Raw genomic sequence first — 18,718 nt, 5'->3', positions numbered from 1 at the left:
TTGTGATATACTGGTCAGGTTTTGTACATAAGCGAGGACATCATGGATACTGAAATAACCCCAACACAGCTGGCAATTGAATATTTACGTCGCGATAAGAGCAATCTGTCCCCGGCGCAGTACCTGAAAAAGCTGAAACAGCTTGAGCTGGAATTTACAGATTTGCTGGCGCTCTCTTCGAATGAGCTGAAAGAAGAGATCTATTTTGCCTGGCGGTTGGGCGTTCACGTCCATTGAGAGAGTAATGTTGAAAAGGCCGCAACTGCGGCCTTTTTTGTGCCTGAGATTCAGTATTTAGCGGGGAGCTTGTTGATTTTGATAAGCCTGCCTTCTTCCATTTCGATAAATCCGCCGGTTTTCAAATCCGCCAGAATGCGCATCACGCCGCTGCGGGAGAGGTGGGTTTTCTCCCTGATATACTTTTCCGCCGTCACGCTGAGCCGATAACCCTCCTCTTCCTCCGTCAGCTTCATTAACTGCTGGCGAATCATCTCATACGCCGTCGGCGCGCCCTGCGGCATCACGTTGTTATAGAGACGGCTATACACATACATGAGCTGTTGAGAGAGCAGTCCCCAAAGCGCCTTCTCTTTAATAATGGCATTCACCCTTTCTGTGGTGATCGTCCCGATCAGGCACGGGCTGACGGTCTTAAGATAATCACTAAAATAGATATCAGTGAGGTTAGCGAGGCCGAAAACAGCAGGGCTACGGGCCGTAGACAGCATCATGTTATCGCTTCTTCTGTAGACGGCGATGGTTCCTTCAAGAATTAAATAGCACATGCCCTGACCATTGACCTGCAGGTCCAGCCGCTCGCCGCGGGCGGTATGTCGCGTTGTGCAATCAGGTAACAGGTGTGAAATAAGCGCTTGCGCGTGGGGAGAACCCCGCTGAGACTTTTCTGGAAGGGACATGGTTGCCGACAGCCTTAAAAAAAACCTGGCTAATTATAGCGCTTCTCTTTGGGACGGGTAAGCGAGTTGCTTGTTATTGCATGATACCGTACGCGATTGCCGGGTGGCGATTACGGCACCCGGCATTTTCCTCAGACGTTCGCCGCACTTATCAGCCGCGACTTCATGGACTGATACGCCGACGCGGCATAGTCCTCCGCCCAGCGCTGGTCCTCAATGGCCTCCAGCTGCACCGCGCAGTACTTCGTTTCCGGGGTTTTGGAGATGGGATCGAGGTTATCCTGGGTTAGCTCGTTGCAGGCGCCAATCCACCACTGATAGGTCATATAAACGGCTCCGGCGTTGATGCGCTCGCTGATGCTGGCGCGGGAAATTACTTTCCCTCGGCGGGAGCGCACCCAGACCAGCTGTCCGTCGGTAATGCCCAGCTTGTCCGCATCGGCAGGGTTCATTTGCACCCGGCCCGGCTCGTCGGCCAGGCTTTGCAGCGCGGCACAGTTCCCGGTCATGGAGCGGCAGGAGTAGTGGCCCACCTCGCGGACCGTACAGAGCACCAGCGGGAAATCCGCATCCGGAGTTTCCGCCGGCGCGCGCCACGGTGCGGCAAAGAGCTGCCCTTTACCGCTCGGGGTATCGAACTGATTATCTTTGTACAGGTACGGCGTACCGGGATGATCCAGCGTCGGGCACGGCCATTGAACGTGACCCATCTCGCCCATTTTTTCATACGTCACGCCGTAGAAGAGCGGGCACAGCTCGCGCATCTCGTCCCAGATCTGCTGGTTGGAGTCATAATGCATCGGGTAGCCCATCTCGGTGGCGAGCAGGCTGATGATCTCCCAGTCGCGCTTCACGTTGCCGCTGGCTTCAATGGCTTTGCCAAAACGCTGGAAGCCGCGATCGGCACAGGTAAAGACGCCGCCGTGTTCACCCCATGAGGTAGCCGGAAGCAGAACGTCCGCCACCTCTGCCGTTTTGGTCATAAAGATGTCCTGAACCACAACAAAATCGAGCGCTTCAAAACCGCTGCGCACCAGGCCGAGATCGGCTTCCGTCTGGAGCGGATCTTCTCCCATGATGTAATAGGCTTTGACCTTGCCTTCCAGCGCAAGATGCGGCACTTCGGTAATGCGCGTCCCGACGCGATCGTCCATTTTATTGACATCAATTCCCCAGGCATCGGCGAACTTCTGCCGGACCGCCGGGTCGGTCACATCCTGATAGCCGGGGAACATATTCGGCAGGACGCCCATATCGCAGGCACCCTGGACGTTGTTCTGACCGCGCACCGGCCCGACGCCGACGGCGGGGCGACCGAGATTCCCGGTCAGCAGCGCCAGGCTGGAAAGCCCTTTGACCACATCAACGGCCTGACCAAACTGGGTCACGCCCATTCCCCACATCACGGTAGCGGAAGGAGCCGCCGCGAACGTGCGCATCGCCTGGCGGACATCACGGGCGGGGATGCCGGTAAGATGTTCGACCTTCTCAGGCGCATAGTCTTTTACCGTTTGCCGGTAGGCCTCAAGCCCTTCCGTAAAGCGCGCCACGTAGCTTTTGTCGTACAGCTCCTCTTCCAGCAGCACATAGCCAAAGGCGTTCACCAGCGCCATGTTGCTGCCGTTTTTCAGCTGAAGATGTTGGTCGGCAATACGCGCCGTTTCAATACGGCGCGGATCGCAGACGATAATTTTTGCGCCGTTTTCACGCGCTTTCAGCACGCGGCGGGCAACGATAGGGTGGGAGTCCGCGCAGTTATAGCCAAAGACCAGCAGGCATTTTGAGTTTTCAATATCGTTAATGGAGTTGCTCATCGCGCCGTTGCCGAGCGTTTCCTGTAAACCCGCCACGGACGGGCCATGACAGACGCGCGCGCAGCAGTCCACGTTGTTGGTGTTCAGCACCGCGCGGGCAAACTTTTGCATCACATAGTTGGTTTCATTGCCGGTGCCGCGAGAGGAGCCGGTGGTCATGATCGACCGCGGCCCGTGCTGCGCTTTAATGCTGCTGAGCCTGTGGGCGGTGTAGCGGATCGCCTCTTCCCAGGTAACGGGGGTGAAGGCTTCGCCTTTGCGGTAGCGGATCATGGGCTGGGTAAGGCGGGGGGTGAGAAGACGGGTGTCGTTGAGGAAGTCCCAGCCGTAAAACCCTTTCAGACATAAGGTGCCCTGGTTTGTGACCCCCTCTGCCGCTTCGGCACGGATGATACGGTTATTTTCAACGACAAGGTTCAATTTACAGCCTGCACCGCAGTACGGGCAGACGCTGGCGATCTTTTTCATCAATAACAGACCTGTTAAGAAATGAAGCAAAGTTGACTGGAAAAACCAGTCCCGTATGCGGAGATAAGCAGAAAGCGTGCCAGGTTGGCTTTGCGTGAATTACAGGGTGTTATGGGGGAGGGCGCGTGTCATCGTCAGGCCGATCGTCAGTTTTGACGATGACACGTTAGGGGGCGCGGCGGGCAGGAACTCAGAGATCGTCCATGGTGTAACCCACCACGATTTCCAGCGTCTTACGAATCACATCCGCCTGAACCACGTCGTTGGTGGATTCCAGCGTCTGAATGAGCCAGAGGATGATCGCTTTATTGGAAAGATGACCTTCGGAGGCCAGAACACAGCGTACTGCAGTAGAAAAAATAGCGGACTCTTCAGCAAAACGATCGCCTGCATGGCGGAAATACTCCGCCAGCGCACTGTCTAAAAAAGCAGAGTGATATTCGGGTTGAAGCTGAATATTTTGTCTCATTTGTTCTCACCGTAGCTGTTAAATTGCAGTCAATGTATTTTTTTGGGATCGGACGGTTTTCCACTTCCAAATAACGGCACTACATTGTCTCGGTTATCGTTGAGAGATCCCTCTCTTTTTGTTCGTCCTTGCGCGGTTCTGCGACGTGTAAAGGCGATGCTGTTTGAGCCGATCTCGGCAATCACCATCGCAAGTGTCTCCCGCCGCTGGGGATCCTTTTCATGTTCTTTCATGACCCGCAGACGCTGTAGCAAGCCTTCTGTTGTCACCGGCCCCCGCTCTTTCAGAAGAGAGAGAACGGCTTCACCGATAAGCTGGTCTATCAGTCGGTCTGCGTTACTGCGATTCATATCCTTACCGTTCGAAGAGCAGACCAAGCAGCATGTGGTAATGCTCTTCCTCTTCCGGCCCATCGGCCTTTTCGAGGCGGCTGAGCAATTTTGTACAAAGCGATTTGCGATTAAGGTTTCGCCCGTCGCTGAGAATTTCAACAACCACCTGGCCCAGCGTTTCCTGTTGGGTCGGAAGCGCGGCTTTTTCGAAGTACTGTGCGATTGCTGCTGCGGAATCTGCGACGTAACCTTTCTGCTGCATGTTTCGCTCCTGTAAAATTTTGTAATCAGTAACGTTACATTTAAGGTATACACAATTTCCAAATCTGTACATCTAAAATGTACAGATTTTTAGATTTTTTTCGATATATCTTATAAATCATTTATTTTTCATTGCGTTGGGTTGGCGTTGTGATGGGGGTAGAGTGCAGGATATATTGTACAAAAAGCGCATGTGCTGGTAAGTTGTACAGCCGAGTCAAACGGTCTCATTAACTGCCGTAAATGGTTGAGATGTAAATTATTTGTCAGGCAATTAATGTGCTATAAATAAACATTCCCCACGTCTTTTGTGGCCAAAACCCTAACCCCCCAGGAATAGCATGCTCACAACCATCATTTACCGCAGTCATATCTGCGAGGACGTTCCAGTGAAAGCGCTGGAAGCAATGGTCGCTGCTGCAAATCGTAAAAATCGGCAATCCAATGTCACGGGGATCCTGCTGTTTAACGGCACACATTTTTTTCAACTGCTGGAAGGGCCGGTGGAGCACGTGTCGGCTATCTATGAGCAGATCTGCAACGACCCGCGCCACCATAACGTGGTCGAGTTAATGCGCGATCACGGCCCTGTCCGGCGTTTTGGCAACGTGGGTATGGAGCTTTTTGATTTGCGCCACTTCGACCGGGACGAGGTGCTGCAGCAGATACTTAATAAGGGGACGACACGCTACCAGCTGGCCTATAACGATCGCCCTCTGCAGTTTTTCCGCACCTTTGTCGAGGCCACGGAAAAAGCGAACTATTTTGAACTGCCGCCTGCGGATACATGGGATTTCGTACGCGAAGAGACGCGTTTGTCCGCACAGCCTGAGGTGGTCGCGAAAGGGGCGGATTGCAGCTTCGCGTTCCAGCCGATAGTCGATCCGTTTATGCAGCAGGTTGTCTCCTGGGAGGCGCTTCTCCGCACCCCGTCCGGCGACTCGCCGGGGGCCTATTTCGCCAGCCTTCCGCAGGAGGAAGTGTACACCTCTGATTTGCAGAGCAAGCAGGTGGCTCTGTCTATGGCCAGCGCGCTGGGGTTACAGGACCAGACGTTATCCCTGAACCTGCTGCCTATGACGCTGGTTAACATTCCCAACGCCGTGGATTTTCTGCTCACCGCGATTGAAGCAAACGGTTTTGTACCTGAGCAAATCGTGGTGGAGTTCACCGAGAGCGAAGCCATTTCCCGTTTTGATGAATTCACGGATTCGGTCAGGCAGTTAAAAAGCGCGGGTATCAGCGTGACGATCGATCACTTTGGTGCCGGTTTTGCCGGGCTGCAGCTGCTGGCCCACTTCCAGCCTGACAGAATTAAGATTAATCGCGATCTGGTCGCGAACGTGCATAAAAGTGGCCCCCGACAGGCCATCATTCAGGCGATCATCAAATGCTGTTCCTCGCTTGAAATCCAGTTCTGCGCGGTGGGGGTAGAGAAGGCTGAAGAGTGGATGTGGCTGGAATCTGCGGGAATTTCCCAGTTCCAGGGGCATCTTTTTGCCAGCCCCCGGCACGGCGGTATTCCAGCCATTGCCTGGCCGGAGAAAAAGTTCGAATTGTGATAAAGCTGTACACAATCTGGCAGTCGTTACTGTACGAACGGTAAATTTTATACAACAATGTATTAACAGGTGGATGGGGTGGTAAGCCATTCACCCGTTCAAAATGCGGTCTTAGTTATACAAATGGTTTGTACAATCTGATAAGGTTGGTGCAGTTAGGTATGGAAGTTCTGAGCGTGAGGGAGTTAATGGCCTATTACAGTATCGGCGAAGTGGCCGAACGATGCGGTATCAACCCCGTTACGCTGCGTGCCTGGCAGCGCCGTTATGGATTGTTGAAGCCGCAGCGCAGCGAAGGGGGCCATCGTCAGTTTGACGATGAAGATATCCTGCGTATAGAAGAGATCAAACGCCTGATGAAGAGCGGCGTTTCGGTCGGGAAAGTAAAAGCCTTGCTGGAAAACAAGGAAGTGTTGACTCAGGGCAACTGGGTCTCGTTCCAGGAAGAGATGATGACCGTTCTGCGCTACGCCAGCCCGGCAAAGCTGCGCGCCAAAATTGGCGAGTTCCGCCGCGATCACCCGATAGATTCCCTGATTGACAATATCATTTCTCCCGTCCGTCAGCGGATGAACCAGGACCAAAATACCGTGCGTCACATGGCGAGCCTGTTAGACGGAGTCCTGATTGAATTCGCGATTGCAAGCCTGGCGGAGTCCCGTAAGAAGGCCGGTAAAGACGCGCTCCTGATCGGCTGGGAGTGCGATGACCGCACCCATCTGTGGCTCGAAGCCGCGCGCTTAGCGCAGAAGGGCTGGCACATTGACGTCCTGGCAGAACCGATTGATTCGCCGCGTCCTGAACTGTTCCCGGGACAAAAAATCTTCGTCTGGACGGGGAAATCGCCAACGCCTCGACAGCAGGAACAGCTCGACCACTGGCGTGAACAGGGGTTTGCTGTCTCATTTCATCATTAAGTGTAAGAGGCCTTGAGGGCCTTTTTTTATTTTTGTCACTTTCCATGCAAAAGCTATCTCAAAAATAGGCATTTCCAATACATATTTTACGTTTCTCCTCTCCTGCCCGAATGCCACAACGAAATGCATTATTAATCAATGCATTGAACAATTAAATCCATCCTGCCTGCATCCTGCCACAGGGTCTATGCTTAATAAAAGTAGGCAAAAAGGGCGGTTTAGCCGAATGCCCCTGCTGACAGAGGGTTGAAGTGATAATCGTTATCACTAACATGGTGTTATGCCCTGATGGCTTATCAGATGAGGTGGACCTATGGAACTGCATTCAGAAACCTTTAATCCTGCCGATTTCGCCTGGCGCGGGTTAACGCTCACGCCAGCGGCGGCGGCACATATTCACGAGCTGGTGGCGAAAAAGCCCGAGATCCTTGGCGTGCGTTTAGGTGTCAAACAGACCGGCTGCGCAGGTTTCGGTTACGTGCTTGATACCGTCACCGAACCCGAGAAAGATGACCTGGTGTTCGAGACCGACGGCGCAAAATTGTACGTCGCGCTGCAGGCCATGCCCTTTATCGATGGCACCGAAGTGGACTACGTCCGCGAAGGCTTAAACCAGTTATTCAAATTTCATAACCCAAAAGCCCAGAACGAATGCGGCTGCGGCGAAAGCTTTGGGGTATAGGCGGAACTATGTCTCGTAATACTGAAGCAACGAGTGAAGTAAATACCTGGAGCGGCGGGCACCTCAACTATAAAGAGGGGTTCTTCACGCAGCTGCAGACCGATGAGCTGGCAAAAGGCATCAATGAAGATGTCGTGCGGGCGATCTCGGCGAAACGTAACGAGCCCGAGTGGATGCTGGAGTTTCGCCTGAGCGCCTACCGCGCCTGGCTGGAGATGGAAGAGCCGCACTGGCTGAAAGCGCATTATGACAAGCTGAACTATCAGGACTACAGCTACTACTCCGCGCCCTCCTGCGGCAGCTGCGATGACACCTGCGCCTCGCAGCCCGGCGCGGTGCAGCAAACCGGCGCGGAGAACAGTTTCCTGAGCAAAGAGGTAGAAGAGGCGTTTAACCAGCTGGGCGTACCGGTGCGCGAAGGGAAAGAGGTGGCGGTGGACGCTATCTTTGACTCGGTCTCGGTGGCCACCACCTACCGCGAGAAGCTGGCAGAGCAGGGGATCATTTTCTGCTCCTTCGGCGAAGCGATTCACGATCATCCTGAACTGGTGAAAAAGTACATCGGAACCGTGGTGCCCTCTAACGACAACTTCTTTGCGGCGCTTAACGCGGCGGTGGCCTCGGACGGCACCTTTATTTACGTGCCGAAAGGCGTGCGCTGTCCGATGGAGCTTTCCACCTATTTCCGCATTAATGCCGAAAAAACCGGCCAGTTCGAACGTACCATTCTGGTCGCGGATGAAGGCAGCTACGTCAGCTATATCGAAGGGTGTTCCGCCCCGGTCCGCGACAGCTATCAGCTGCACGCGGCGGTGGTGGAGGTCATCATCCATAAAGACGCCGAGGTGAAATACTCGACGGTGCAAAACTGGTTCCCGGGCGACGGCAATACCGGCGGCATCCTGAACTTCGTGACCAAGCGTGCGCTGTGCGAAGGCGAAAACAGCAAGATGTCGTGGACCCAGTCCGAAACCGGTTCGGCCATCACCTGGAAATACCCGAGCTGCATCCTGCGCGGGGATAACTCCATCGGCGAGTTCTACTCGGTGGCGCTCACCAGCGGCCATCAGCAGGCCGATACCGGCACCAAGATGATCCACATTGGTAAAAACACCAGATCGACCATCATCTCGAAAGGGATTTCCGCCGGACACAGTCAGAACAGCTATCGCGGGCTGGTGAAAATCATGCCGACGGCGACCAATGCGCGAAACTTCACCCAGTGTGACTCGATGCTGATTGGCGCTGACTGCGGGGCGCATACCTTCCCATACGTCGAATGCCGTAATAACACGGCCCAGCTGGAGCACGAGGCGACCACGTCACGGATTGGGGAAGATCAGCTCTTCTACTGCCTGCAGCGCGGGATCAGCGAAGAGGATGCCATCTCGATGATCGTCAACGGCTTCTGTAAGGACGTGTTCTCTGAACTGCCGCTGGAATTTGCCGTTGAAGCCCAGAAACTCCTCGCCATTAGTCTTGAACACAGCGTCGGTTAAGGAAAGCACATGTTAAGCATTAAAGATTTACAGGTCAGCGTAGAAGATAAAGCCATCCTGCGTGGCCTCAATTTTGACGTCAAGCCGGGCGAAGTCCACGCCATCATGGGGCCGAACGGTTCCGGGAAAAGTACGCTTTCTGCGACGCTGGCAGGACGCGAAGATTATGAGGTGACCCACGGCTCGGTCGAATTTAACGGCAAAGATCTGCTGGAGATGTCGCCGGAAGACCGCGCGGGCGAGGGCATCTTTATGGCCTTCCAGTATCCGGTAGAAATCCCCGGAGTCAGCAACCAGTTCTTCCTGCAAACCGCGCTCAACGCGGTGCGGAAATACCGGGGGCTGGAGGCGCTCGACCGCTTCGACTTCCAGGATTTAATGGAAGAGAAAATCAAGCTGCTGAAAATGCCGGAAGATTTGCTCACCCGCTCGGTGAACGTCGGTTTTTCCGGCGGCGAGAAAAAGCGTAACGACATTCTGCAGATGGCGGTGCTGGAGCCCGAGCTGTGCATTCTGGATGAGACCGACTCCGGTCTGGATATCGACGCCCTGAAGATTGTCGCCGACGGGGTGAACGCCCTGCGCGACGGCAAGCGCTCGTTTATTATCGTCACCCACTACCAGCGCATTCTGGACTACATCAAGCCGGATTACGTCCACGTGCTTTACCAGGGGCGCATTGTGAAATCCGGTGATTTCACGCTGGTTAAACAACTGGAGGAGCAGGGTTATGGCTGGCTTACCGAACAGCAGTAATGCGCTCCAGCAGTGGCACCGGCTGTTTGAGGCGCAGGGTAATACGCGCTCCGAGCAGGCGCAGCAGCATCTGCAGCAGATGCTGCGTCTCGGCCTGCCGACGCGCAAGCATGAAAACTGGAAATACACCCCGCTCGATGGCTTGCTGAACGCCGAGTTTGTGACCCGCCTGGCGGATCTCACGCCTGCACAGCGTGACGCGCTGGCAGTGGGCGTGGATGCCGTGCGCCTGGTGTTTGTCGACGGTCAGTTCCGCCCTGAGCTGAGCGACACGCTCCAGGAGAGCGGCTTTGAGATTGAGATAAACGACGACCGCCAGCGCCTGAGCGCCCCGGTTCAGCCGGAAGTATTTCTCCACCTGACCGAAAGCCTGGCCCGCAGCGTGACGCATATCGGCGTGAAGCGTAACCAGCGCCCGGCCAAACCGCTGCTGCTGATGCACATCACTCAGGGTCTGGACGGCGCCGAAATCAATACCGCGCACTATCGCCACCATCTTGAGCTGGCGGAGGGGGCGGAGGCCACGGTCATCGAACACTACGTCAGCCTCAATGAGACACGTCACTTTACCGGGTCGCGACTGACGATGAACGTGGCGGCGAATGCCCAGCTACACCACATCAAGCTGGCGTTTGAGAATGCGCAGAGCCACCACTTTGCCCATAACGACATTGTCCTGGGACAGGATGCCGCCGCGTACAGCCACAGCTTCCTGCTCGGCGGGGCGGTGCTGCGCCACAACACCAGCACGCAGCTTAACGGTGAAAACACCACGCTGCGCATCAACAGCCTGGCGATGCCGGTTAAATCAGAAGTGTGTGACACGCGCACGTGGCTGGAGCACAACAAAGGCTACTGCAACAGCCGCCAGCTGCATAAAACCATCGTGAGTGATAAAGGGCGTGCGGTGTTTAACGGCCTGATTAACGTGGCGCAGCACGCCATTAAAACCGACGGGCAGATGACCAACAACAATCTGCTGTTAGGTCGCCTGGCAGAGGTGGACACCAAGCCGCAGCTGGAGATCTACGCCGACGACGTGAAATGCAGCCACGGTGCGACGGTCGGGCGAATCGACGACGAGCAGATGTTCTACCTGTGCTCGCGCGGCATCGACCAGCAGGCGGCGCAGAAAATGATTATCTTCGCGTTTGCCGCCGAACTGACGGAAGCGCTGCACGATGGTCAGTTAAAACTGCAGGTGCTGGATCGGATCGGTCAGCGCCTGCCTGGAGGCGAAGCATGAGTTTTCCCGTCGAAAAAGTACGGGCAGATTTCCCGGTTCTGACCCGTGAAGTAAACGGTCTGCCGCTGGCCTATCTGGACAGCGCGGCCAGCGCGCAGAAGCCGAATCAGGTGGTGGATGCCGAAGCCGAGTTTTATCGCCACGGCTATGCCGCCGTGCATCGCGGTATCCATACCCTGAGCGCCGAGGCGACCCAGCGGATGGAAAACGTGCGCACGCAGCTTGCCGCTTTTCTTAACGCCCGCTCGCCGGAAGAACTGGTCTTTGTTCGCGGGACCACCGAAGGGATCAACCTTGTCGCTAACAGCTGGGGCAACGCGCAGGTCCACGCGGGGGATAACATCATCATCACCCAGATGGAGCACCACGCCAATATCGTGCCGTGGCAGATGCTCTGCGAGCGCGTAGGGGCGCAGCTGCGGGTGATCCCGCTAAACGCTGACGGGACGCTTCAGCTTGAGCAGCTTGACCTCTTGCTGGACGACCGCACGCGGCTGGTGGCGGTTACCCAGGTCTCCAACGTGTTGGGGACAGAAAACCCGGTGGCAGAGATCGTCGAGAAGGCCCATCAGGCGGGCGCAAAGGTCCTGATTGACGGCGCGCAGGCGGTGATGCACCACGCGGTTGACGTCCAGGCGCTGGACTGTGATTTCTACGTCTTTTCAGGCCACAAGCTCTACGGGCCGACCGGGATTGGCGTGCTGTATGTGAAAGAAGAGATCCTGCAGGCGATGCCGCCGTGGGAAGGGGGCGGGTCGATGATCGCCACCGTTAGCCTGACGGAAGGCACAACCTACGCGCGCGCCCCGTGGCGTTTTGAGGCGGGCACGCCCAACACCGGGGGCATTATCGGGCTCGGGGCGGCGGTCTCTTACGTCTCTGCCATCGGTCTTGATGCCATTCAGGAGTATGAACAGCTGCTGATGCACTACGCGCTTGCAGAGCTTGCCAGCGTGCCGGATTTAACCCTCTACGGGCCTGCCGATCGGCAAGGGGTAATCGCGTTTAATCTTGGGAAACACCACGCCTATGACGTGGGCAGTTTCCTCGATAACTACGGCGTGGCGGTCCGCACCGGGCACCACTGCGCCATGCCGCTGATGGCGTTTTACCAGGTACCGGCAATGTGCCGCGCATCGCTGGTGATGTACAACACGACGGAAGAGGTCGACAGGCTGGTGGCGGGGCTGAAGCGCATTCATCAGCTGCTGGGCTAAAGGAGAGGCGAAAGATGGCAGAGCTGCCGGACAAAGATAAATTACTGCGCAACTTCTCGCGTTGCGCAAACTGGGAAGAGAAGTATCTCTATATCATCGAGCTGGGACAGCGTTTGCCGCCGCTCGGTGAAGAGGCGCACAGCCCGGAGAACAGTATTCAGGGCTGCCAGAGCCAGGTGTGGATTGTGATGGCGCAGTCGGATGACGGCACGATCGAATTGCGCGGCGACAGCGATGCCGCCATTGTAAAAGGGCTTATTGCGGTCGTCTTTAGCCTTTACCAGCAGATGTCGGCGCAGGATATCGTCGCGTTCGATGTTCGTCCGTGGTTTGAAAAAATGGCCTTAACCCAACACCTCACCCCGTCCCGTTCACAGGGACTGGAAGCGATGATTCGCGCCATTCGCGCCAAAGCTGCAATCCTTAGCTAGACTTACAGAACAGCATTCATTCTGTTTCGCGAGGTGATTCCCGCCTCGCTGGTTTTTCAGCTTTCTGGCGTTCTGTCAGTGAATAAGGAATCTCAGCATGAAGCGCGCGTCTCTCATTACTCTATTACTCCTCAGTTCGCTCGGCGCCCTTCATTCGGCCCGCGCGATGGACTATCCGTTGCCGCCCGCAGGCAGTCGTCTGATTGGGCAAAATCAAACCTACACGATACAGGAAGGGGATAATAAGCTGCAGACCATCGCCCGCCGGTTTAATACGGCGGCGCAGGTGCTCCTGGAAACCAACAATACCATTGCGCCGGTAAACCCTGCGCCAGGAACCGTGATAACCATTCCGTCGCAAATGCTGTTGCCGGATACGCCCCGCGAGGGGATTGTGGTGAATCTTGCTGAGCTTCGGCTCTACTACTTCCCGCCGGGGCAAAATATTGTTCAGGTTTATCCTCTGGGCATTGGTCAGCTGGGGCTGGAAACGCCGGTAACGACCACGCGGGTGAGCCAGAAGATCCCGAATCCCACCTGGACACCCACGCCGGGCATACGAGCACGTTCTCTGGAGCAGGGCATTAAACTGCCTCCGGTGGTCCCTGCCGGGCCAAATAACCCGCTAGGACGCTTCGCACTGCGTTTAGGCGTGGGGAATGGGGAATATCTCATTCATGGCACCAGCGCGCCGGACAGCGTTGGCCTGCGTGTCAGCTCTGGCTGTATGCGGATGAACGCCCCGGACATTAAGGCGCTGTTCGAACAGGTGCGGGTGGGCACGCGGGTGCAGATTATCAATGAACCCGTGAAGTTCTCCGTGGAGCCGGATGGTAAACGCTATATTGAGGTCCACCGTCCGCTGGCGGAGGTAGAAGGGGAAAATCCGCAGGTCTCGCCCATTACCCATTCTGCCGACTTTGCGGCCTTTGTTTCTCAGGCAGGAAGCGATAAGGCGCTGATTGATAAAGCGCTGTCACGTCGTGCCGGGATCCCGGTTATCGTGTCGTCCGGTAGCGGCCCGTCAGCCAGCAATAGCGTGTTGTCGGTGCAGAACAGCCGGATGTCTGCTGCGGTGGCGGAAGATGAAGGGGAGAGGGTGACGCAGTAGGCGTTTGACGCAGGCAAAAAAAATGGCGCACAATGTGCGCCATTTTATTAACAGGTACTATTACTTACGGTATTTAGTAGCCTGGTTGTCCAGACGCTGGTTAGCGCGAGCTGCGTCGTCTTTAGCAGCCTGAACGTCGGAACGCATTGCGTTCACGTCGTTGCTCAGCTGGTCAACTTTAGCGTTCAGAGTCTGAACGTCAGAAGACAGCTGATCGATTTTAGCGTTGCTGGAGCAACCAGCCAGCAGAGTAGAACCCAGGATTACCGCGCCCAGTACCAGTTTAGTACGATTCATTATTAATACCCTCTAGATTGAGTTAATCTCCATGTAGCGTTACAAGTATTACACAAAGTTTTTTGGGTTGAGAATATTTTTTTGATGGGAATACACCTATTTTTGATCGTTCGCTCAAAGAAGCACCGAATCAGCCGGTTTCGGGCAAAAATCTAAGGAAAAAAAGGCATTTATCATCGGATTCATCTTAGATAATTCGCAATTAAATAGAAAAACCCGATTTGCATTTTGAATGCGTTTGGCTAATGCCGGGAATAAAAAAAGCGCCCAATGGGCGCTTTTTATCCAAATTAATTCGTTCGGGAATTATTACAGCACGTGAACAGATGCGGTATTGGTGGTGCCGCTTGGTACCAGGGCGCCAGAAACCATTACCACAACGTCGCCTTTCTGTGCCAGACCGCTTTCCAGAGCCAGTGCTTTACCCTGAATGTAGAAATCGTCAGTAGAGGCGATCTCTTTAACCAGGTGCGCAACGACGCCTTTGCTCAGCACCAGCTGACGAGCAGTGGTTTCGTTGGTGGTCAGGGCCAGGATGGTCGCATCCGGGAAGTATTTACGCACGGCGCGCGCAGATTTACCGCCCTGAGTAGCAACCACAATCAGTGGTGCTTCCAGTTTCTCAGCAGTTTCTACCGCACCGCGGCATACTGCTTCGGTGATACGCAGCTTGCGGCTGTCGTTGTTGAAGTCCAGACGGCTGGTCATCACGCGGTCAGTACGTTCACAGATGGTCGCCATGATGCCGACCGCTTCCAGCGGGTATTTACCTTTCGCGGATTCACCGGACAGCATAACTGCGTCAGTACCGTCGAGAATGGCGTTTGCTACGTCGCCTGCTTCAGCGCGGGTTGGGCGTGGGTTTTTGATCATGGAGTCCAGCATCTGCGTGGCGGTGATAACCACTTTACGCGCGCGCACACACTTCTCGATCATCATCTTCTGCGCGAAGATCACTTCTTCAACCGGGATTTCAACGCCCAGATCACCACGTGCAACCATGATGCCGTCAGACGCTTCGAGGATTTCGTCGAAGTTGTTCAGGCCTTCCTGGTTTTCGATTTTGGAGATGATCTGGATCTTCTCGCCGCCGTGTGCTTTCAGGTGCTCACGGATTTCAACCACGTCGGAACGCTTACGGATGAAGGAGGCCGCGACGAAGTCAACGCCTTGCTCGCAGCCGAAGATCAGGTCCTGTTTGTCTTTTTCAGCCAGGGCTGGCAGCGCGATGGAGACGCCCGGCAGGTTAACGCCTTTGTTTTCGCCCAGGTCGCCGTTGTTCAGCACTTTACAGATAACTTTGTTGCCTTCGATAGCGGTGACTTCCATACCGATCAGGCCATCGTCGACCAGCACGGTGTTACCAACGGACAGATCGCTGGTGAAGCCTTCGTAGGTCACTGCAACGATTTCGCTGTTGCCGATAACGGATTTGTCGGTGGTGAAGGTGAAGGTCTGGCCCGCTTTCAGAGAGACGTCGTTACCGCCTTCCAGCTTGATGGTACGGATTTCTGGACCTTTGGTATCCAGCAGGATGGCCGCTTTTTTACCGGTCTTGCTCATCACGTTGCGCAAGTTCTGGATGCGCTGGCCGTGTTCTGCGTAGTCGCCGTGGGAGAAGTTCAGACGCATCACGTTCATGCCGGCATCCAGCATTTTGCTCAGCATCTCTTCAGATTCGGTTTTCGGGCCGATAGTACAAACAATTTTCGTCTTTTTCATGACAGTCTTAGTCTTTAAGTTGGGAAGGATATGGAAATCTCGCTCCGGGGGCGCACCGCCGCGGAGTCAAACCTGTGTTGCAAAAGAGTATATGACACGCACTAAGGATAGGAGACATCAAATGAGCGTGCAGAAGAAAGTGTGCCTGAGTGACAGCCCAACGAAGGAGAGGAGAAGTTGTACGTTGTTTTTTGTATTCCAAGCGCTGAAACCATTCACCAGGGATTAGGCGCGCATTATACGCTGATTTTAAGATAAAAGGAAAATGGAAACGGTGTTTCAGAAATAATCTGTGCTGTTTCACATAATATTGTTATCAAGGCGTTAAGCCATGATGACAACTTATCGCGGCAGGTGAGGGACCTGCCGCACTTTGCTTATTTTTGCAGCGCCTGGCTGAGGTCGGCAATCAGGTCTTTTGGATCTTCAATCCCCACCGACAGGCGGATCAGCTGCGGCACAATGCCGTTCGCCAGACGTTGCTCAAGCGGAATTGAGGCGTGGGTCATGCTGTAAGGCTGGCTCACCAGACTTTCCACGCCGCCCAGGCTTTCCGCAAGGGTGAACAACTTCAGGTTGCGAATCACCTCGGTGGCGCGTTGCGCATCGCCTTTTACCACGACGGAAATCATGCCACCGGGCAGCGCCATCTGCGTGCGGGCAAGCTGGTACTGCGGATGCGATTCCAGTCCTGGATAGTACACGTTTTCGACCAGCGGATGCTGCTCCAGCCATTGCGCAATCGCCAGCGCGTTGGTGCTGTGCTTTTCGACCCTCAGCGCGAGCGTGCGAATACCGCGCAGCGTCAGGAAGCTGCTGAACGGATCCAGAACGCCGCCCACCGCGTTCTGCAGATAGCCGAGCTTGTCCGCCAGCGCCTTGTTATCGCCCACCACCGCCAGCCCGGCGACGACGTCAGAGTGGCCGTTAAGGTATTTAGTGGCCGAGTGCACCACGATATCGAACCCGGACTCCAGCGGACGGTGGATCACCGGCGACGCGAAGGTGTTATCCGCCACGCTGATGACGTTATGACGACGGGCGATCGCCGCGATGGCCGCCAGATCGGCCAGCTTCAGCAGCGGGTTGGTTGGCGTTTCGACCCAGACCATACGCGTTTCCGGGCGAATGGCGGCCTCGAGCCCGGCCAGGTCGTCCGGTTTGACCCAGCTGACCTGCAGCCCGGTGCTGCGCTTGCGCACGTTTTCAATCAGGCGGTACGTCCCGCCGTAAACGTCATCAATGGCGACAATATGGCTGTCTTTATCCAGCAGTTCGAGCACCGTGGAGATGGCCGCCAGACCGGAGGCAAAAGCGTAGCCGCGCGTGCCGCCTTCCAGTTCGGCAATCGCCGTTTCCAGCGCATGGCGGGTAGGGTTGCCGCTGCGGGAGTACTCGTAGCCGGTATGCTCCCCGGGCGCGGGTTGCGCAAACGTCGAGGTGGCGTAAATCGGCGGCATGACGGCGCCGTGCTGGTCGTTAAATTCGCCGCTGTGGACGCTGAGGGTGGCCAGATTTTTCATCATTGATTCCTTTATTGCTGTAGACGGTTGCGCCAGGCGGTCAGAACGTCGCTGCGCGTAATCAGACCGAGAAAATGGTCGTTGTCATTAATGACGGCCACAAGGCCGCGGTCGAAGATGGCGTGCAGGGCGCTTTCCGGCGCGTGCTTGTCAAGGAACTCGACCTGACGCGTCATGGCTGCCGTCACCGGCAGCGCGAAGCGATCGCCGTCGCCGCCGATATGCCGCAGGAGATCCCACTCGTCGATAATGCCCACCACCTTGCCGTCCTCCAGCACCGGCAGCTGGGAGATGTCATACAGACGCATGCGCGCCAGGACGGTGGAAAGCGTGTCGTCCGGGGCCGCGGTGACGGTGGCACCTTCGTCGTGGCGCAGGGCGATGTAGTCGGAGAGATCGCCGGCCTGAGGACGCGTGATCAGCCCCTGCTGTCGCATCCAGTCGTCGTTGAACATCTTCGAGAGATATTTATTGCCGCTGTCGCAGGCGAAGGTCACCACGCGCTTCGGTGTGCTCTGCGCCTGGCAATACTTCAGCGCGGCCGCCAGCAGCGTGCCGCTGGAGGAGCCCGCCAGAATGCCCTCCGTTTTCAGCAGCTCGCGCGCGGTGGTGAACGCTTCGCGGTCGGTGATGCGCCAGGCGCGATTCACCCCTTCAATGTGGGCCAGCGGAGGAATAAAGTCTTCGCCAATTCCCTCAACCAGCCAGGAGCCCGCGTCGTGGTAGCGTCCGGTTTCCACCTGGTCGGCGAGAACGGCTCCGGCCGGGTCAGCCAGGACAAATTCCGTGTGCGGAGAGTGCTCGGCGAACCACGCCTGCAGGCCGCCCAGCGTGCCGCCTGAGCCGACACCCACGACGATGGCGTCGATCCTGCCGTCAAGCTGTTCATACAGCTCAGGCGCCGTGGTGGTGCGGTGCGCCAGCGGGTTGGCTTCGTTGTTGAACTGGTCGATGTAAAACGCGCCCGGCAGTTCGTTCGCCAGACGCTGGGCGTAATCCTGGTAATAGGCAGGATGGCCTTTGTTGACGTCGGAGCGGGTCAGCACCACCTGGGCACCCAGCGCGCGCAGGTGGAAAATCTTCTCGCGGCTCATTTTGTCCGGCACCACCAGGATTAGCGAGTAGCCTTTCTGGGCGGCAATCAGGGCCAGGCCGAGACCGGTATTGCCCGCCGTGGCTTCAATTATCGTGCCGCCAGGCTGCAGCTGGCCGGTACGTTCCGCTTCGTTAATCATCGACAGCGCAACGCGATCCTTAATCGACCCGCCCGGATTTTGGTTTTCCAGCTTCAGAAAGAGCGAGCAGGGACCGGTATCAAGCTTATGCAGCTGGATCAGCGGGGTACGACCAATCAGTTCGGTGACGGAGTGATAAATCGTCATGATGTTTTCCTTTCTGGATGTCATGACGGGATGATAGGGCGGTGAAATTTTCTCAAGAAAGAACCATTCACTGCTTTTTAGAACAAAAAGGAATAAAAATGATGTTTTTGGA

Annotated in this window: 20 protein-coding genes; 10 read left to right on the top strand and 10 right to left on the bottom strand. The window is 55.8% G+C overall.

Features of this window, described 5'->3' with window-relative positions; genetic code table 11:
- Positions 1–42: 42 nt before the first annotated feature.
- Entirely contained in the window at positions 43–237 is a 195-nt protein-coding gene (locus ACVCAM_RS09870; protein ID WP_003857766.1) for a YdiH family protein, read from the top strand.
- A 50-nt stretch (positions 238–287) separates the two neighbouring features.
- Here the strand turns inward: ACVCAM_RS09870 and ACVCAM_RS09865 are convergent, their stop codons facing one another.
- The 5 genes from ACVCAM_RS09865 to ycgZ all read right to left on the bottom strand — a co-directional run bounded on the left by ACVCAM_RS09865 (position 288) and on the right by ycgZ (position 4,262).
- Positions 288–917, bottom strand: a complete 630-nt coding sequence (locus ACVCAM_RS09865) for a helix-turn-helix domain-containing protein (RefSeq protein WP_025911639.1) — start codon at positions 915–917, stop codon at positions 288–290.
- A gap of 131 nt (positions 918–1,048) precedes the next feature.
- A complete protein-coding gene (fdhF, locus tag ACVCAM_RS09860) occupies positions 1,049–3,199 on the bottom strand; it encodes a formate dehydrogenase subunit alpha (RefSeq protein ID WP_008500636.1) in 2,151 nt (716 codons plus the stop codon).
- A gap of 190 nt (positions 3,200–3,389) precedes the next feature.
- Positions 3,390–3,668: a biofilm/acid-resistance regulator YmgB/AriR gene (locus tag ACVCAM_RS09855; RefSeq protein ID WP_008500635.1), complete on the bottom strand. Its 279-nt coding sequence runs from the start codon at positions 3,666–3,668 to the stop codon at positions 3,390–3,392.
- A gap of 29 nt (positions 3,669–3,697) precedes the next feature.
- Positions 3,698–4,018, bottom strand: coding sequence for a hypothetical protein (locus ACVCAM_RS09850; protein WP_021241105.1), 321 nt, complete (start codon positions 4,016–4,018; stop codon positions 3,698–3,700).
- 4 nt (positions 4,019–4,022) lie between these two features.
- Positions 4,023–4,262 (bottom strand): regulatory protein YcgZ, encoded by a 240-nt coding sequence (gene ycgZ / locus ACVCAM_RS09845; RefSeq protein WP_008500634.1) that lies wholly within the window; start codon positions 4,260–4,262, stop codon positions 4,023–4,025.
- Between the two features lie 340 nt (positions 4,263–4,602).
- Between ycgZ and ACVCAM_RS09840 the strand changes: the two genes are divergently transcribed.
- The 9 genes from ACVCAM_RS09840 (at position 4,603) to ldtE (ending at position 13,682) form a co-directional block, all read left to right on the top strand.
- Positions 4,603–5,823, top strand: coding sequence for a diguanylate phosphodiesterase (locus ACVCAM_RS09840; protein WP_025911631.1), 1,221 nt, complete (start codon positions 4,603–4,605; stop codon positions 5,821–5,823).
- A gap of 188 nt (positions 5,824–6,011) precedes the next feature.
- A complete protein-coding gene (locus tag ACVCAM_RS09835; RefSeq protein ID WP_008500632.1) occupies positions 6,012–6,740 on the top strand; it encodes a MerR family transcriptional regulator in 729 nt (242 codons plus the stop codon).
- 313 nt (positions 6,741–7,053) lie between these two features.
- The gene (gene sufA, locus ACVCAM_RS09830) at positions 7,054–7,422 is read left to right on the top strand and encodes a Fe-S cluster assembly scaffold SufA (protein ID WP_008500631.1); all 369 of its coding nucleotides are present in this window, start codon (positions 7,054–7,056) and stop codon (positions 7,420–7,422) included.
- A gap of 8 nt (positions 7,423–7,430) precedes the next feature.
- Positions 7,431–8,921 carry a Fe-S cluster assembly protein SufB gene (gene sufB, locus ACVCAM_RS09825; RefSeq protein ID WP_008500630.1) on the top strand — a complete coding sequence of 497 codons (1,491 nt, stop codon included), beginning with the start codon at positions 7,431–7,433 and terminating at the stop codon, positions 8,919–8,921.
- Between the two features lie 9 nt (positions 8,922–8,930).
- Positions 8,931–9,677, top strand: coding sequence for a Fe-S cluster assembly ATPase SufC (sufC, locus tag ACVCAM_RS09820; RefSeq protein WP_008500629.1), 747 nt, complete (start codon positions 8,931–8,933; stop codon positions 9,675–9,677).
- Positions 9,652–10,923 carry a Fe-S cluster assembly protein SufD gene (gene sufD / locus ACVCAM_RS09815; RefSeq protein WP_407223274.1) on the top strand — a complete coding sequence of 424 codons (1,272 nt, stop codon included), beginning with the start codon at positions 9,652–9,654 and terminating at the stop codon, positions 10,921–10,923. The genes sufC and sufD overlap by 26 nt, the downstream gene beginning before the upstream one ends.
- Complete coding sequence (gene sufS / locus ACVCAM_RS09810) at positions 10,920–12,140, top strand: cysteine desulfurase SufS (protein WP_023292649.1); 1,221 nt, start codon at positions 10,920–10,922, stop codon at positions 12,138–12,140. The genes sufD and sufS overlap by 4 nt, the downstream gene beginning before the upstream one ends.
- A gap of 14 nt (positions 12,141–12,154) precedes the next feature.
- Positions 12,155–12,571 carry a cysteine desulfuration protein SufE gene (sufE, locus tag ACVCAM_RS09805; protein WP_008500626.1) on the top strand — a complete coding sequence of 139 codons (417 nt, stop codon included), beginning with the start codon at positions 12,155–12,157 and terminating at the stop codon, positions 12,569–12,571.
- Between the two features lie 97 nt (positions 12,572–12,668).
- Positions 12,669–13,682, top strand: coding sequence for a L,D-transpeptidase LdtE (gene ldtE, locus ACVCAM_RS09800; RefSeq protein WP_222664635.1), 1,014 nt, complete (start codon positions 12,669–12,671; stop codon positions 13,680–13,682).
- A gap of 60 nt (positions 13,683–13,742) precedes the next feature.
- Here the strand turns inward: ldtE and lpp are convergent, their stop codons facing one another.
- The 5 genes from lpp to ACVCAM_RS09775 form a co-directional block, all read right to left on the bottom strand.
- Complete coding sequence (gene lpp / locus ACVCAM_RS09795) at positions 13,743–13,979, bottom strand: murein lipoprotein Lpp (protein WP_001082307.1); 237 nt, start codon at positions 13,977–13,979, stop codon at positions 13,743–13,745.
- 309 nt (positions 13,980–14,288) lie between these two features.
- A complete protein-coding gene (pykF, locus tag ACVCAM_RS09790; RefSeq protein ID WP_008500621.1) occupies positions 14,289–15,701 on the bottom strand; it encodes a pyruvate kinase PykF in 1,413 nt (470 codons plus the stop codon).
- Positions 15,702–15,708: 7 nt separating this feature from the next.
- Positions 15,709–16,005 carry a protein YnhH gene (gene ynhH, locus ACVCAM_RS09785; RefSeq protein WP_418251755.1) on the bottom strand — a complete coding sequence of 99 codons (297 nt, stop codon included), beginning with the start codon at positions 16,003–16,005 and terminating at the stop codon, positions 15,709–15,711.
- 73 nt (positions 16,006–16,078) lie between these two features.
- On the bottom strand, positions 16,079–17,224 hold the full coding sequence (locus ACVCAM_RS09780) for a trans-sulfuration enzyme family protein (protein WP_021241113.1): 1,146 nt from the start codon (positions 17,222–17,224) through the stop codon (positions 16,079–16,081).
- Between the two features lie 11 nt (positions 17,225–17,235).
- Positions 17,236–18,606 carry a pyridoxal-phosphate dependent enzyme gene (locus ACVCAM_RS09775; RefSeq protein WP_447093579.1) on the bottom strand — a complete coding sequence of 457 codons (1,371 nt, stop codon included), beginning with the start codon at positions 18,604–18,606 and terminating at the stop codon, positions 17,236–17,238.
- Positions 18,607–18,718: the final 112 nt, after the last annotated feature.

Source organism: Enterobacter sp. CFEC122 (assembly GCF_052983755.1).
The sequence above is the reverse complement of the archived record's forward strand: the minus strand, read 5'-3'. Positions and strand labels throughout refer to the sequence as shown.